The 15,393-nt window shown below is 73.5% G+C and carries 12 protein-coding genes; 4 read left to right on the top strand and 8 right to left on the bottom strand.

Going from position 1 to position 15,393, the window contains the following annotated elements; translation table 11 throughout:
* Positions 1–207 precede the first annotated feature (207 nt).
* From ACZ6ZR_RS29345 to ACZ6ZR_RS29335, 3 genes are all read right to left on the bottom strand, one after another.
* Positions 208–1,185 (bottom strand): hypothetical protein, encoded by a 978-nt coding sequence (locus ACZ6ZR_RS29345; RefSeq protein WP_465647382.1) that lies wholly within the window; start codon positions 1,183–1,185, stop codon positions 208–210.
* 53 nt (positions 1,186–1,238) lie between these two features.
* The gene (locus ACZ6ZR_RS29340; RefSeq protein WP_465647380.1) at positions 1,239–3,047 is read right to left on the bottom strand and encodes a threonine/serine exporter family protein; all 1,809 of its coding nucleotides are present in this window, start codon (positions 3,045–3,047) and stop codon (positions 1,239–1,241) included.
* A gap of 170 nt (positions 3,048–3,217) precedes the next feature.
* The gene (locus ACZ6ZR_RS29335; protein WP_465647378.1) at positions 3,218–3,856 is read right to left on the bottom strand and encodes a DedA family protein; all 639 of its coding nucleotides are present in this window, start codon (positions 3,854–3,856) and stop codon (positions 3,218–3,220) included.
* A 123-nt stretch (positions 3,857–3,979) separates the two neighbouring features.
* Between ACZ6ZR_RS29335 and ACZ6ZR_RS29330 the strand changes: the two genes are divergently transcribed.
* Positions 3,980–4,951 carry a cation diffusion facilitator family transporter gene (locus ACZ6ZR_RS29330; protein ID WP_465647376.1) on the top strand — a complete coding sequence of 324 codons (972 nt, stop codon included), beginning with the start codon at positions 3,980–3,982 and terminating at the stop codon, positions 4,949–4,951.
* Positions 4,952–4,958: 7 nt separating this feature from the next.
* Here the strand turns inward: ACZ6ZR_RS29330 and ACZ6ZR_RS29325 are convergent, their stop codons facing one another.
* Positions 4,959–7,295, bottom strand: coding sequence for a hypothetical protein (locus ACZ6ZR_RS29325; RefSeq protein WP_465647374.1), 2,337 nt, complete (start codon positions 7,293–7,295; stop codon positions 4,959–4,961).
* Positions 7,292–9,214: an ATP-binding protein gene (locus ACZ6ZR_RS29320; protein WP_465647372.1), complete on the bottom strand. Its 1,923-nt coding sequence runs from the start codon at positions 9,212–9,214 to the stop codon at positions 7,292–7,294. Before ACZ6ZR_RS29320 ends, ACZ6ZR_RS29325 begins: the two co-directional genes overlap by 4 nt.
* A gap of 317 nt (positions 9,215–9,531) precedes the next feature.
* Here ACZ6ZR_RS29320 and ACZ6ZR_RS29315 point away from each other — a divergent pair, with 317 nt between their 5' ends.
* Positions 9,532–9,849: a hypothetical protein gene (locus ACZ6ZR_RS29315; RefSeq protein WP_465647370.1), complete on the top strand. Its 318-nt coding sequence runs from the start codon at positions 9,532–9,534 to the stop codon at positions 9,847–9,849.
* Here ACZ6ZR_RS29315 and ACZ6ZR_RS29310 read toward each other — a convergent pair.
* Entirely contained in the window at positions 9,828–11,063 is a 1,236-nt protein-coding gene (locus ACZ6ZR_RS29310; RefSeq protein WP_465647368.1) for a TetR/AcrR family transcriptional regulator, read from the bottom strand. The two genes, ACZ6ZR_RS29315 and ACZ6ZR_RS29310, sit on opposite strands and share 22 nt — an antisense overlap.
* A gap of 194 nt (positions 11,064–11,257) precedes the next feature.
* Here ACZ6ZR_RS29310 and ACZ6ZR_RS29305 point away from each other — a divergent pair, with 194 nt between their 5' ends.
* The gene (locus ACZ6ZR_RS29305; RefSeq protein WP_465647366.1) at positions 11,258–12,415 is read left to right on the top strand and encodes an acyl-CoA dehydrogenase family protein; all 1,158 of its coding nucleotides are present in this window, start codon (positions 11,258–11,260) and stop codon (positions 12,413–12,415) included.
* Positions 12,416–12,521: 106 nt separating this feature from the next.
* Here ACZ6ZR_RS29305 and ACZ6ZR_RS29300 read toward each other — a convergent pair whose 3' ends face one another.
* Positions 12,522–12,797 carry a hypothetical protein gene (locus ACZ6ZR_RS29300; protein WP_465647364.1) on the bottom strand — a complete coding sequence of 92 codons (276 nt, stop codon included), beginning with the start codon at positions 12,795–12,797 and terminating at the stop codon, positions 12,522–12,524.
* Positions 12,798–13,029: 232 nt separating this feature from the next.
* Positions 13,030–13,599 carry a TetR/AcrR family transcriptional regulator gene (locus ACZ6ZR_RS29295; protein WP_465647362.1) on the bottom strand — a complete coding sequence of 190 codons (570 nt, stop codon included), beginning with the start codon at positions 13,597–13,599 and terminating at the stop codon, positions 13,030–13,032.
* An 85-nt stretch (positions 13,600–13,684) separates the two neighbouring features.
* On the opposite strand from ACZ6ZR_RS29295, the gene ACZ6ZR_RS29290 reads away from it, so the two are divergent.
* The gene (locus ACZ6ZR_RS29290) at positions 13,685–15,250 is read left to right on the top strand and encodes an MFS transporter (RefSeq protein WP_465647360.1); all 1,566 of its coding nucleotides are present in this window, start codon (positions 13,685–13,687) and stop codon (positions 15,248–15,250) included.
* Positions 15,251–15,393 lie beyond the last annotated feature (143 nt).

Raw genomic sequence — 15,393 nt, 5'->3', positions numbered from 1 at the left:
GCCAACTATCCCATCAGGTGACAAATAGGTCACTGTCGGTCATAGTCTCAGACCTGACGACAACTCAGGGCCATACCCACGCGGCCGTCCGGGTGAGATGTCGGATTGTCGACCGGACCACCGTGCGGTGCCTTCCGGGACGGTCACGCGTCAGCGGCGATTGACGCGGACTCAGGTCTTTGCGCCCGGCGGGTGTGGTGGTGGGGGTCAGCGGCGGGCGTAGGAGCGGGGGCGGCCGGCGTGGACGGTGCGGCGGCGGCGGGCGGCCGGGGTGCGGCGGTCGGGGGTGGTGGTGCGGGGGGTGGGGCTGCGGTCGGCGAGGCGGGCGTGACGGCGGGCCAGGGAGCGGGCGGCGTGGGCGTCGAGGTGGGCGGTGGCGGAGGCAACCATGCGTTCGGCGACGCGGTGGGCGGCGGGGTGGTTGGCGGGGACCTTGTCGGGGGCGCCCGCGATCAGGTCGAACAGCCAGGTGCGTGCGCGGTCCGCCCGGGCGTGCAGCCGCCGTTCACGCCGGAGGGCTCGTGCCCTGCGGCGCGGGCGGCGCTCGTACCGCCAGCGCGCCCAGGGGCTGCTGGGCCTGGCCAGCCGGACGGCGCCCACCCAGGAGATGCCGGGCACCATGATGCCGAGCAGGCCGGTCCACATCTTGCCCTTGAAGAGGGTGACGATCGAGGCCAGTGAGTTGAGGGAGATGACCGCGACCAGGCCCCACCGGCCAGGAAGGGAGTTCGCAGTCTCGCCGGGGACGACGCCGAGCGGGACGTAGCCGATCAGCAGCAGCCCGGTGACCAGGATGCCGATGATCACCGCGTCCACCGACTTGCGCCCCTGCTCGCCCCAGTAGACGTCGTCCAGGTGCAGGATCAGCGCGAACTCGTCCAGCACCAGCCCGCAGCCGATCCCGAAGCAGAGGCCGAACCAGTCGATCCACGGGTGCCCGCCGTTGGTGGCGAACACCCCGATCCCGCCCAGCAGCAGGAAGCCCAGGCCGAAGACCATGTGGTGGATGTGCAGGCCGCCGGGCGTGATGTTGCCCGGCCACCAGCGCACCTTGGCCCGGATCATCCGGACGCTGAAGCGGATGAAGACGAAGGAGGAGATGAAGCCCACCAGCAGCAGGAACAGCGGCTGTTTGTGGGCGGCGACGATGTGCGTCCGGTAGCCGTCCAACAGGTCCTCGATCACGGGCCGTCCCTCTTCGTCCTCTGCTCACCGCACCCCGGTCACCTGACGGTAGGTCAGAATCCCCGGGTGCGTTTGGCCGCCCTGCGGGGCACCAGCAGGTAGGGGGCCAGCCGGTCGCCCGCCGTGCCGGGGCCGCGGAACGGGCCGCCCGGTCCGCCCAGGGTGCTGGGCGTCTTCATGGTCAGACGCGCGACCTCGGCCCCGAGGTTCACCCCGACCGCCAGGGCCAGCGCCAGGGTGGCGGCACGGCCGACCTGGACCACACCGCCGACCGGGTTGTTCTGGGTGAAGGCGAGCATGCCGAGGTAGATCGCCGAGCCGGGCATCAGCGGGCCGATCGCGGCGGTGACGAACGGCAGTGAGGAGGTCGCGTTGTAACGGGCCATCAGCTGGCCGAAGAGGCCGACCACCCCGGCCGCCACGCCGGTGGCGACGATCGGGGAGGCTCCGGCGTTGTATGCCAGCACGCCGTAGGTGGACCAGCCGATGCCGCTGTTGAGCACGACGGGCAGAAGGTTTCTGCGGCTGGTCTGGAGCAGCATCGCGAAGGCCAGGGTGAGGACCATCGCGGCGCCCAGCTGTATCGGCGGGTCGCTGATCCCGATCAGGCTCTCGCTGGGGTTGAGGTTGGGGTCGAACTTGGAGCCGGTGTAGAGCACCAGCATCACGCCGATCACGATGCCCGCGACCAGGTAGAGCACTTCCAGCAGCCGGGCCGCGGCGGTGATGTAGAAGCCGGTCAGGCCGTCCTGCACGGCGGCCACCAGGGCCCGGCCGGGGAGCAGCGCGAACAGGCCACCGGTGATCACCACCGAACCGCGCAGGCCCAGGTGGTTGAGCGACAGGATGATCCCGGAGACCGCGGCCGGCATCGCCGCGATGACGAACTGGTAGAACTCCGGCAGCCCGCGCCGGGCGATCGCCCCGGCCAGCTTGTCGCCCAGGACGGCGGCCACGAAGCCGTTGGCGAAGACCAGCCAGCCCTTGGCGTCCAGCTTGCCGCCGACCAGGAAGGTGGCCGCGCCGGCCAGCAGACCGGTGGCCAGCGAGAGCAGCCAGGCCGGGTACGGGTGGCGGTTGCGGCGGATCTCGGCGAGGCGGCGGTAGGCGTCGTTGACGGTGAGGCGCTCGGCGGTGATGTCCGAGACCAGGCGGTAGACGGCGGCCAGCCGGGTGTAGTCGGAGGTGCGGCGGCGCACCACCCGGTCGGCGGTGACCGGCGGTTCGACCAGCGAGGGCTGGTGGGAGATGCCGATCAGGGTGAAGGTGACCTGCGGCTCGCAGTGGTCCAGGCCGAAGGCGTGCGCGATGCCGAGCATGGCCGCCTCGACATCCTCGGCGGCCTCGCCGCTGGCGAGCAGCAGCTCGCCGATGCGGAGGGTGAGGTCGAGGACGCGGGGGACGTTCTTGCGGACGGCGGCGGCCTCGGGCTTCTGCTCGGGCTGGGTGCGCTCGTACTTGGGGCGCTCCGCCATCGGGGTCTTGAGCAGGGTGCGCATCCGGTCCGGCCAGGGGGCCTGGCCGGGGGCGCCCTGACGGAGCGTCTGGACGTTGATCTCGACGGTCTGTTCCATCGCGGCGGCGCGCCAGACCTCGGGCGTGAGGGTGTCCTCGGAGCCGTACCCGGGCATGGCCTGCTCGCCGGTGGACTCGGCCGGCGAGAGCAGGCCCTCGGTCTGCTGCGGCTTGGGGGCCAGCGGGATGACGTGCGGCTGCTCGACGGGCGGGGCGGCGGGGCCGAGCAGGCCCTCGGTGGGCGGGGCGTCCCTCGGCGGGACCGGCCGGCTGGGCGCAGGCCGCGGCGGGCGGCCGCCCCTGACCTTCTTGGCCCCGCCCGCTCGTCCCCGGCCCCGCTTCGGCACTGCCGCTCCTCCGCCGCCCCGCATGGTGATAGTCGCTCCCACCTTGCCTGATGAGGTGCACGGATGCACAACGCCTCCGGCTGGTGGGACGGCCATCGTGTCTGATCGGCGGGGCGGAGGGGAGGGGTCCGGATGAACACGGGTCCGTGGGGTGGTGGGGTGAGGGAGCGTCAGTCGGTGACGGGGCGGGGCTTGCGGCGGGCGCGGAGGAGTTCGACCACGATGGGGAGGACGGAGAGCAGGACGATGCCGATCAGCATGGCCTCGATGTTCTCGCGGACGAACGGGATCTGGCCGAGGAAGTAGCCGAGGACGGTGACGCCCGCGCCCCAGAGGACGCCGCCGACCACGTTGTAGATCACGAAGGTGCGGTAGTTCATCCGGGACACCCCGGCCACGATCGGGGTGAAGGTCCGGACGATGGGCACGAAGCGGGCCAGCACGATCGCCTTGGGGCCGTGCCGGTCGAAGAAGGCGGCGGCCTTCTCCACGTTCTCCTGCTTGAACAGCCTGGAGTCCGGCCGCCGGAACAGGCTCGGTCCGACCTTGCGCCCGAAGAGGTAGCCGACCTGGTCGCCGACCACCGCCGCGAGCACGATCAGGGTGCAGACCAGCCAGAGCGGCTGCTGGAGGTAGGTGCCGTCGGCCACCAGCAGGCCGGCGGTGAAGAGCAGGGAGTCCCCGGGGAGGAAGAAGCCGATCAGCAGGCCCGACTCGGCGAAGACGATCACCAGGATGCCGATCAGACCGAAGGCCGAGATCAGGTGGTCGGGGTCGAGCCAGGCGGGGCCCAGGGCAAGGCTGGTCACGGTCAGGGACTCCTCGGGCAGGTTCGGGAGAGTAGGACCTTGGCAATGAAATGGTAAAGCATTCGCCAAGTGCGGCCCTTGAACAGCCGCCTACAAGGGGCATAGCGGGCAAAATGGCCGCCCATGAGCACCGAACCGGAGGAGCCGGAGGAGCAGGAGGAGCAGGAGAGTCTGGGCACGGTGGTCGTCGCGGGGCTGTGCAACCTCGGGATCGCCGTCGCCAAGGCGGCGGCCGGGGTGCTGAGCGGATCGAGCGCGATGCTCTCCGAGGCCGCGCACTCCTTCGCCGACACCGTCACCGAGCTGCTGCTGTTCGCCTCGATCAAGCGCGGCTCCCGCCCGGCCGACGACACCCACCCCTTCGGCTACGGGCGCGAGCGCTACCTCTGGGCGCTGCTCGCCTCCTTCGCCACCTTCGTCGGCGGCGCGGTCTTCTCCGTGCACGACGGCGTCCACACCCTGCGGTACGGCGAGGAGCTCGGCAGCCCGACGCTCTCGTACGTGGTGCTCGCGGTGGCCTTCGTGCTGGAGGGGATCTCGCTGCGCCGGGCGTACCGTCAGGTGCGCGGCGAGGGGCGGCGGTTCGGGACGGGGCCGGTCACCTACCTGCGGCACACCCCGGACACGGCGGTGAAGGCGGTCTTCCTGGAGGACTCGGCCGCGCTGGCCGGGCTGCTGCTCGCGTTCGGCGGGCTGCTCGGTGCCCAGCTGACCGGCTCGCCGGTCTGGGACGGCACCGCCTCGCTGCTGATCGGGGTGCTGCTGGCCTGGGTCGCGTACGTGCTGGCCCGGGACAACTCCTCGCTGCTGATCGGCCGGGCGCTGCCGCAGCCGCTGGAGGACCGGATCGAGGAGACGCTGCGGCGCCAGCCGCACGTGGAGGCGGTGCTGGAGCTGGTCACCATCGTGCACGGCCCGCAGGAGGTGCTGGTGGCGGCCAAGGTGGACTTCTCCGACCTGGCCACCGCCGCCCAGGTGGAGCTGGCCTGCGACGCCGCCGAGCGGGCCGTCCGGGCCGAACTCCCGGCCGTGGCACGGGTGTTCCTCGACCCCACCCCCGGGCCCGCCGCTGCGGAGCGACGGACCCCGGAGTGACGGTGGGTCAGAGGCCGTACCGGCGGACGGTGTCCAGGTGCGGCCCCGGGTCGGCCCCGGCCGCGACGGCCAGTTCGGGCCAGCTGAGCGGGTGCCGCCAGCCCTCGGTGAGGGTGGTGAGCACCGCGTCCGCCTCGGCGGCGGTGGCCAGCGGCGGGATGCCGACCGCCGCGTAGACCCCGGGCAGGCTGCCGCCCGGGGTGTCCGGGTCGATGAGCAGGTAGGCCTCCCCGCTGTGCACCCAGAGCCCGTAGCCGGCCGCCGCCAGCGCCTCCCGCAGCTCGGCCCAGGCGGCGGCGCCGGGCCAGGCGCCGTCCACCCACCAGGTGGTGTAGCCGGCCGGGTCGAGCAGGGTGAGCAGGTCGAAGGCGGGCCGCCAGGCGGTGCCGCCCCCGTCCGGCCCCGGGTTCTGCACGGCCGGGCCGAAGACCACCACGTCGTTGTGGTTGAGCGTCAGGTCCTCGCCGAGCACCGGCAGGATGCGCGCGGTGGCCGGGCCGGTGCGCACCGCGGGCAGGTCGGCCAGGATGCCGTCGCTGCGCGGCGCCCGGACGGTGACCAGCTGCCAGTCCTCGTCCACCGGGCCCTCGTCCCGCTCAAACTCCAGGCCGAGCTGCGCGCCGGCGGCCCGCACCACCGCCCAGTCCCGGTTGACGGTGGCGACGGTGACCAGGTGCCAGAGGTCGGCCGGCCAGACCTCCGGGTGCGGGTCGTCCGCCGCGTCCGCCGCGTCCGCGGCGTCCGGCAGGGCCAGCAGCTCCAGGTAGAGCCGCTGCGCGGTGGGATAGTCGCCCAGCCGGGTGGCGGCGGCCGCGCCGAGCCGGCGCGGGGCCGGGCGGGACGGGTCCTCGGCCAGGACGGCGGCGCAGCGTTCGGCCGCCTCGGCCCAGCGGCCCTCGGCGGCGGCCCAGCGGGCCCGGACCCACTGGGCCTCGGCCGGGCTCTCCGCGGCCAGCCGGTCGGCCAGCCGCCGCACCCCCTCGTCGTCCTCGGCCTCGATCAGGGTGGCCGCCAGCTGACGGGCCGACAGGGCGTCCTGCGGGGCGAGTTCGAGCTGCTCCCAGAGCAGCGCGGCGGCCGCCCGGGCGTGGCCGAGCGCGCCGAGCGCCCCGGCCAGGGCGGGCAGGTGGCCGCCGCGCGGGTCGGCGGCGTGGGCGGCCGCCAGCAGGTCGGCGGCCCGCTCGGCGTCCACCTCGCCCGGGTGGTCGGCCGTCCACCGCTTCAACTCGCTCACCGGCACCGGGAGTTCGGCCTCGGGGAGGGCGTCGGCGGCGGACCGCAGGGCGGCCACCTGCCGGGACACCCCGGCTGGGCTGCGCAGTTGGGTGAGCTTGCGCTCGCCGGTGCCGGCCAGGGTGCGGGCCACCTCCCGGGCGCCGCGCGCCACGGCCAGCCGCCCGGCGGTCAACAGCAGGTCCAGGCAGGGGCGGTGCGAACCGGCCGCGTCCAGGTAGCCGACCCAGCGCGCCAGCCGGACGCCCAGCTCGGTGTCGTTCGGGTAGGCCTCGGCACCCGCCAGCAGCTCGACCGCCGCCGCCCAGCGCAGCCGGATGTCGGCGTAGGCCTCCGCCTCCTCCACGTCCGGGAGCCGGGTCAGCGCCTCCTCCCGGCGGCCGAGCGCGGCGTACTCCAGGGCCCGGCCCACCGCGAGCTTGCGGCGGTCGTCCTCGTCCAGCCTGCGGCGGGCCGCCACCTGCGCCAACTCGGCCAGCCGGTAGGCCTCCAGGGCCTCCTGGTGGCGGCCGAGGCGGTGCAGCGCGGAGGCCCGGCCGTGGCCGAAGGCGAGCGAGACCTGCTCGCCCGCCGCCAGGATGCGGGCCTGGGCGCGGTCCAGGTGGGTCAGCGCCTCCTCCGGGCGGCCGCCGTCCTCCAGGGTGTCGGCGTACTCGCGGGAGAGGCAGTCGAAGCAGGCCCGGGCCGGCTCCACCCGCCGCAGTGCCTCCTCCAGCACCGCCAGCCGTTCGGGGACGTAGCCGGGGCCGTCGATGTTGGCGTGGCAGATGGTGAAGTCCTGGACGGCGCAGACCGCCTGCGGGCAGCCCTCGGTCTCCGGGCGGTGGGCGTACTCCAGCAGGGAGACCGCCTCGGCCAGGGCGGCCTCGCCCTGGTGACGCTTGTTCAGCAGGTTCTGCAGCCGCCAGTGCCGCAGGAAGACCTCCACCCAGGGCAGGCCGAGTGCCCGGGCCGAGGCCAGTGCCTCCGGGAAGACCGCGTCCAGCTGCTCGTTGCGGCCCTCGACGGCGTGGCCGGCGATCTCCGCCAGCGCGGTGGCCAGCCGGTGGTGGCCGGCCTCCACCAGGCGGGCGTGGCTGTCGTGCACCCAGGCCCAGATGTCGGTGGTCACGCGTCCTCCCCTTCCGCCGGGCCGGCGGCGGACGGGGCGGCGGCGGACGGGGCGTCAGGAGGTGCCACCGGGGCCGTGAGCGCCGCCACCGCCGTGCCGATGCCGCCGAGCGCGGCGGTGAGGTCGCCGGTGGCGGAGCCGGAGGCCGCCGCCATGATGACCTTGAGCGAACGGAGCAGCCCGGCGGCCGTGGCGCTGCCGGTGTGCCCCGCCCGGTAGGCGGTCAGCAGCTGCCGGACGGCCGGGGCGGAGAGGTTGAGGTAGAGCCGGGCCCGGACGCTGCCGTCGGTGCGGCCGGTGAAGGCCCGGGCCAGCCGGAGCGCGGCGGAGGGGATGCGGCTCTCGGCCTGCTCCCCCTCCAGCCGGGCCTTCAGCTCGGCCTCGCGGTCCGGCACCAGCACCAGGGGCAGCCCCGGCGGGTCGAAGCGGGCCGGCACCAGCTGCTCGCCGAGGTCGGTGAGGGCCGCCGCCAGCCAGCCGAACTCCTCGGCGGCCAAGGGCTGTTCGGGGTCGCGGAAGAGCTCGCGGTTGCCGCTCTCGCCGCCCAGCTCGACCAGCCGGCACTCGCGCTGGCGGGCGTAGCGGCGCAGGAAGGGCAGCACCGCGTACCGGTCGCCCCGGGCGATCGGCACCTGCATGGCCCGGTAGAGCATCTCCTCGAAGCCGCCCTCGGAGCCGAGCGCCACGTGCACCGCGCCGTCGCCGGCGGCCCGCATCGCCCCGGCGGTCAGCTCGCCCTGCGAGGTGGGCACCGGGACGTCGTCGGCGAGCAGGGTGAAGAGGCGGTCGTCGCAGAGCGCGGCGCCGAGCAGCTCCTGGCCGTGCCGGGCCAGGATCCGCCGCCAGGTGGCGGGGTGGAGCCGGGCGGTCTCGTACAGGCCGTCGACGATGGCGTCGGCGAGCACCTGCTGGAGCGCGCGGTAGTGCCCGTCCCGCTGGAGGTCCTCGCGGCTGGCGGTCGGGGTGAGCCGGTCGGACTCGATCACTCCGCCGATGAAGCCGGCCCAGGTGGGCAGCAGGTCGCGGGCGTCCTCGGCCAGCAGCATGCCGCGCAGGTAGACCGCGAGTTCGCGGTTGTCGGTGGAGCCGTAGCTGCCGCCGTCCTGCACCCAGAGCAGGCCGACGGCGTCGCTGGCGCCGTCCACCGGGGCGACCGGCAGGGTGGCCAGCGGCGGGAAGCGGCGGCCGAAACCGGCCGCGAAGTGCAGCCGGGCGGTCTCCGACTCCCGTTCGGAGAGGGGCGGTTCCTGACGCCAGGGGACCGGGAGGCCGTTCACCGGCCACTGGTCCTCGCCGACCAGGACCGGGACGGGCAGCAGCACGCAGTACCGGGTGAGCACCTCGCGCAGGGTGTACTCGTCGGCCAGCCGGGCGTGTTCGGGCTTGAGCAGCAGCTCGACCACGGTGCCGGGGGCGGCCCGCGGCGCCACCGGTTCGACGGTGTACTGCTCGCCGCCCCGGCTGGAGTAGCGGTGGCCGACGCCGGGCTCGCGGTGCGAGGTGGTGGTGACGGTGACCTCGTCGGCGATCGAGAAGGCGGAGAGGAAGCCCAGCCCGAATGCGCCGATGAGTTCCTGACTGCCAGTCAATTCCCTTAGCATCCTGGTGTATCCGCTGCCGACCGTGGCCAGGTAGGCGTGGATCTCCGGTTCGGTGAGACCCGCCCCGGCGTCCTCCACCGAGATCGTCCGGCGGGCCGGATCGGCCCCCACCCGGATCACCGCGCCATCGGTACTGCCCGGTGCCTCCAAACTTCTGCGGGTATGCGAATCATGGGCGTTCTGGACGAGTTCGCGAAGGGCCACCAAGGGGGTGGAGTAGAGGTGGGTGGCCAGGACCCCCACCAGTCCCCCCAGGTCCACCTCGGTCGTGCGCAGATTCCGTTCCGGCTGCCGACCGGGCTCAAGGTCTTCCGACATGAGGCCCAAGTCTGCCAGTCGGACAATCCACCTACCAGGTTTTTCGCTTTACCGTTACCTGGCCCCGAGTTGGTCGTCGAGTGCCGGAGGGAACCCCAGGTCAGGAGGGGGGAAATGAAGCGGAACGACCCCCTTCGGCATTTGCCGCCCCCTGCGTCCGTGACGTGGCCGTGACTCGTTCGGGCGAACCGGGGCGGAGGCCATTGAAGTCAATCGGCCGACTGGGGAATGCTGGTCACGCGACGTCAGACACCGGCACGTTACGGGGCGGCCACCCCGGACGCGCCACATTCGCACCAGTTAGCAGGGAGACCACCGTGTCCCGAATTCGCGCAGCCGCCACCGTGACCGTCCTCGGCGCCATTCTGCTCCTCGGAGCCGGCACCGCCCACGCGGACAACGGCGCCGGCGCCGCGTACGGCTCCAACAGCAGCGTGGTGAGCAACACCGGGTCGGGCAACATCGTCGGCAGCGTCAACGGCAACGGCAACGCGACCCAGCAGGCCGCGACCGGCTCCGGCGCGGCGAACCAGAACAACAGCGCCGGGGTGGCCGGGAACTCCGGCGGCATCGGCGTGATCCAGGGCAACGGCGCGTTCACGCACTCGGTCTACTACCCGTTCGTGCTGTACTGACCCACCTCGTCGTCATGACCCCGCAGGGGCGGGCCCGACCGGGCCCGCCCCTGCGTCATGTCCAGACCGGGCAGGCCCGACACCGCACCGGCGAGATCGGCCAGACACTGCGTCAGGTCCGGCCTGCTCCAGCCGCCGCGCACCCCGTCGTTGACCAGGGCGAACATCGCGTGCACCCGGATCCGGGCCTCCGCCGGGCCGTACTGCGGCCGGACCCGCCGCAGCAGCTCCACCCAGGTGCGCAGGAACTCCCGGCGGAACGCGACCGCCGCCCGCCGGTCCGGCGCGGCCAGCCGCTCGGTCTCGCTGACCATCACGCCCAGGTGGTCGCCGTACCGGTGCGCGAAGTCCACGTAGGCGGCGAGCCCGGCAGCCAGCGCGGCGGCCGGGTCCGCCGCCTCGGCCAGCGGACCGCACACCTCCTGCCGCAGCCGCTCCCGGCAGCGCTCCAGGGCGGCGGCCAGCAGCTCGGCCTTGGTGCCGAAGTGCTTGTAGACGCTCGGCCCGGCGATGCCGACCGCGGCACCGAGCCGGTCGGTGGTCGCGTTGTCGAAGCCGTGGCGGTGGAACAGGACGACGGCGGCGGTCAGCAGCTCCTCCCGGCGGGACCCGGGCGCTTCGGCGGGAGCGGGGGTGGGAGCGGGGCCGACCGGCAACGGAGGCAGCGGCGCGGCCAGGACCACCGCGGCCAGCTCGGCGAGCAGCTGCTCGAACCGGCGCCGGGGCAGCGCGAAGGTGTGGTTGGACAGCCCGCCGAGCGCGGAGAGCACCGACCAGCAGAGCAACTCCGCGTCCGGGTGGGAGAGTTCGGGCCTGGCCAGCCGCACCGTCGCGGCCATGGCGGCCACCTCGGAGCGCAACTCCCGGCGCAGCCGGGCCCGTTGGGGCGGGGGCAGCAGCCGGGCGTCCCGCTGCCAGAGCGTGCCCAGCGCCCGGTGGTCGATCGCGGCCGGGGCCAGCGCGGCGGCCAGCTCACCGGGCCCGGCGGCCCCGGCCCGGACGGCCTGCCGCAGCCCGGCCAGCTGGGTGTCCAGCACCTGGCGGAGCAGTTCGGGCTTGCCCGGCACGTGCCGGTAGAGCGCGGGGGCGGTGATGCCCAGCTCCCCGGCCAGCTCCGCCATCGAGACCCGGTGGTACCCGTCCCGGTGGAACCGCTCCCCCGCGACGGCCAGGATCTGCGCCTTCCGCCCCGGCGGCCGCCTCGTCGCCACCATCGCCCCCTGCCGAACCGCTCCCGAGCACTCCGCGAAACCGCCCGGCCAGGGTAGCAACGATTCACTTGACGGCCCGTCCGAAGCCCGAACACGGAAGGGGCGGTGCACGGAAGTGCTGGACAGCGGAAGCTACCGCCGATTAACTTGAGCCGCGATCAGAGCCGCCTCCGGGCCGCCACGAAGGGAGCGCCGCCGTGCGCCGCACCGTGTTCGACGAGGACCACGAGGCCTTCCGGGAGACCATCCGGGACTTCATCGCCAAGGAGGTCGTGCCGGTCTACGAGAGCTGGGAGACCGAGGGCCACCCGCCCCGCGACTTCTACCGCAAGCTCGGCGCGCTCGGCGTCTTCGGCATCGAGGTCCCGGAGGAGTACGGCGGCGCCGACCAGACCGGCTTCAAGTACCAGGCCGTGGTCAGCGAGGAGTGCGCCCGGGCCGGCGTCACCTTCGGCTCCGCCGGCGTGCACACCGGCCTGGTGCTGCCCTACCTGCTGGAGTACGCCTCCGAGGAGCAGAAGCGGCGCTGGCTGCCGGGCTTCGTCTCCGGTGACGTCATGACCGCCATCGCGATGACCGAGCCGGGCGCCGGCTCCGACCTCGCGGGCATCTCCACCACGGCCAGGCTCTCCGAGGACGGCACCCACTACGTCCTGAACGGCGCCAAGACCTTCATCACCGGCGGCGTGCTGGCCGACCTGGTGCTGGTGATCTGCCGCACCAGCCCGTACGACCCGGCCGACCGCCGGGCCGGGCTCTCCATCCTCTGCGTGGACACCACCTCGGAGGGCTACGCCGTCGGCCGCAAGCTCAAGAAGATCGGCCTGCGCACCTCGGACACCGCCGAACTCTCCTTCACCGACGTCAAGGTGCCGGTCGGCGACCTGCTGGGCGAGGAGGGGAAGGCCTTCGGCTACCTGACCCACAACCTGGTGCAGGAGCGGCTGGCGATCGCGGTCGGCGCGTACGCCTCCTCGGCGGCCGCGGTCCGCTTCGCGGTGCAGTACGTGAAGGAGCGCAAGGTCTTCGGCCAGGCGGTGGCCGAGTTCCAGAACACCAAGTTCAGCCTGGCGGACTGTCAGGCCCAGGTACTGGCGCAGGAGTCCATGGTGGACCGGGCGCTGGAGCTCTACCAGAACGGACAGCTGACGGTGGCGGACGCCGCCGCGACCAAGCTGTTCTGCACCGAGTCCGCCTCCCAGGTGATCGACAAGTGCCTCCAGCTGCACGGCGGTTACGGCTACATCCTGGAGTACCCGATCGCCCGGCTCTACACCGACAACCGGGTCTTCCGGATCTACGGCGGCACCAGCGAGGTCATGCGGTCCATCGTCGCCAAGTCGCTCGGCCTGTAGCCGGCCCACGACTACGCCCGGCGGCATCCCCCACGATCCGCCGCCGGACGTACGGCAGCGGGCCGCTCCCCCATCGGCCCGCTGCCCAACCCTCTTGCCGGTCCCGTCAGTTGTGCTGCCCCGGCTGCGGGTGCTCGGCCCGCCAGGCGTCCCAGCCCGCCATCGAGGCGGCCCGGGCGTGCTGGAGGGTGCGCTGGGCCAGCTCGCCCGGCGGGGTCTCCATCTGCCGGACCCAGCCGCGCCCGGCCGAGAGCAGCGCCGCCCCGACCATCGCGGTACCCGCGAGGCCGACCAGCGCACCCACGCCGGTCAGCACCACCCCGGTGGCCAGCAGGCCCCGGTTGACCTCGAACCCGCCGATGAACTTCTGATACGTCGCCATGGCCCCCACCTTCGGCCAGCCCCCGGCCGGGCGCACGCCGGTGGGGCCATCAGGGGGCCGCGGGTGGTCGCCCCGGGGGCGCGGGGAACTGCCCGCGGGGGAACGGCAGTACGTGCAACTGGCTCACTTGCCCCGATCCAACGGTGGCCCGCCTTCCGCTTCGCGCCCACGCGGCGGAGCCGCACATCAGCAGAGCCTCGCGCCCCCGGGATCACCGATTTCCCCGAAGGCGTCAGCTCAGGACCCGGCCGGCGGCGAGTTCGAGGGCGCGGAGCATCTGGTCCCCCGTCAGGGACTGGGCCGGGTCGACCAGCCACTGGGTGACCACCCCGGCCAGCAGGGCCTGGTAGAAGGCGCCGAGGAGGACCTCGTCCTCGCTCTCCGGCGCCCGTTCGCCGCCGCTCACCATGTGCGCGATCTCCAGCCGGGCCATCCGCTGGACCTTGGCGAACTGCTCCCGGACGTCGGGCAGGTCGTCCGTCCGGGCGATCACCTCGAACTGCGCGGCCCAGAGCCCCTGGTACTCGATCATCGTCGCCCTGATCCCGTCCCAGGCGGCGACGAACCGCTCCCTCGGCGTGCCCCCGACCCCGGCGGTGGCCGCCTCGACGGCGTCGCCCCAGCCTCCGATCGCCTCCATCATCGCCTGGTTGAGCAGCGCCTCCTTCGACCCGAAGTGGTAGCCGATCGCGGCCAGGCTGACGCCCGCCGCCGTGGCGATGTCCCGGGCGGTGGTGCGGCTGTAGCCCTTCTCGAACAGGCAGCGCTTGGCGCCGTCGAGCAGATCCTCACGATTTCCCATGCCCGGAAGCGTACGCCGAGACCAAGACGAATGTCTTGCACATCCGTACTAGACATCCGTCTCAAACGCCCGTACCGTTCTTCTCGTGACCACAACCCACGGCCTCGCCGGCCGCCGCGAATGGACTGGCCTCGCCGTCCTGCTCCTGCCGACCCTCGTGATCGCCACCGACATGGGGATCCTGTTCTTCGCCGTCCCCTTCATCAGCACCGAGCTGCGCCCGAGCGGCACCGAGCAGCTCTGGATCATGGACATCTACTCGTTCCTGCTGGCCGGGCTGCTCATCCCGATGGGCGCGCTGGGCGACCGGATCGGCCGCCGCCGCCTGCTGATGGCCGGGGCGCTCGGCTTCGCCGCCGCCTCCGTGCTGGCCGCGACCTCCGACGGCGCCGGGCAGCTGATCGCGGCCCGCGCCCTGCTCGGGGTGACCGGGGCGACGCTGATGCCCTCGACCCTGGCGCTGATCCGGAACATGTTCCACGACCCCAAGCAGCGCACGGCCGCGATGGGCGCCTGGGGCGCCGCGACCATGGCCGGGGCCACCCTGGGCCCGGTGATCGGCGGGCTGCTGCTGGACCACTTCACCTGGAGCGCCGTCTTCCTGCCCGCCGTCCCGGTGATGGCACTGGTGCTGCTGACCGCCCCGTTCCTGCTGCCGGAGTACCGCAGCCCGCAGTCCGGCCGCTTCGACCTGCCCGGCGCCCTGCTCGCGGTGGCCGCCGTGCTGCCCGCCGTCTACGGGATCAAGCACCTCGCGGTGGACGGCTGGAGCACCACGGCCGGGCTGGCGCTGGCCGCCGGCGTGCTGCTCGGCGCGGCGCTGGTGTGGCGGCTGCGGACCGCGGCCGCGCCGCTGGTCGACCCGGCGCTGTTCCGCAACCGCACCTTCACCGGGGCGGTGGTGGTCAACACCCTGACCATGCTGGCCATGATGGGCTTCACCCTCTACACCTCGCAGTACCTCCAACTGGTGCGCGGGATGGCCCCGTTGACCGCCTCGCTGTGGGCGCTGCTGCCCAGCGTCGGGGTCTTCGTCACCGCCGGGGCCTCCGGGGCGCTGGCCGGCAAGGTCCGGCCGGGCGTGCGTCTGACGGGTGGTCTGGTGATCGCCTCGGCCGGGTTCGCCCTGATGACGCAGGTCCGTCCCGACTCGCCGCTGGCGCTCATCCTGGTGGCGGCCGGAGTGCTGGCCGCCGGGACGGTGGCCGCGATGATGCTCACCGCCGAGCTGGTGGTCTCGGCCGCGCCGCCGGAGCAGGCCGGAGCCGCCTCGGCGGTCTCCGAGACCGCCACCGAGCTGGGCGCCTCGCTCGGCATCGCCCTGCTCGGCGCGGCCGGCGCCGCGGTCTACTCCGCCCGGCTGGACGGCGGACTGCCGGCCGGACTGCCCGCCGACCTCGCGGTGGTGGCGCAGGACACCCTGGGCGGGGCGGTCACGGTGGCGGCCCAGCTCCCCGGCGAGCTCGGCGGGCAGCTGCTCACCGCCGCCCGGGACGCCTTCGCCGAGGGGATGCACCTGGCCGCCGTGGCCGGCCTGGTCACCATGCTGCTCGGGGCTGTCCTGGCCCACCGCCTGCTCGGTGACCTGCCCGTTCCCACCGCCGCGGCGGAGCCCGCCGAGCAGGTCACCCACCAGTCGGAATTGGTCTAGACCTCATGGTGCGCAAACCTCACGTGAACACCTGGTTTTCGCCCGATGTTTCAGGACCGCTGTATACGTCGGCCGGGCGGGCCATGCATACTGGCCGAGGTGGGGCAAGTTCGCCCGACCCATGAAACAGCGAGTTATCCGAA

This window comes from Kitasatospora sp. NPDC088742 (genome assembly GCF_055584905.1).
The sequence above is the reverse complement of the archived record's forward strand: the minus strand, read 5'-3'. Positions and strand labels throughout refer to the sequence as shown.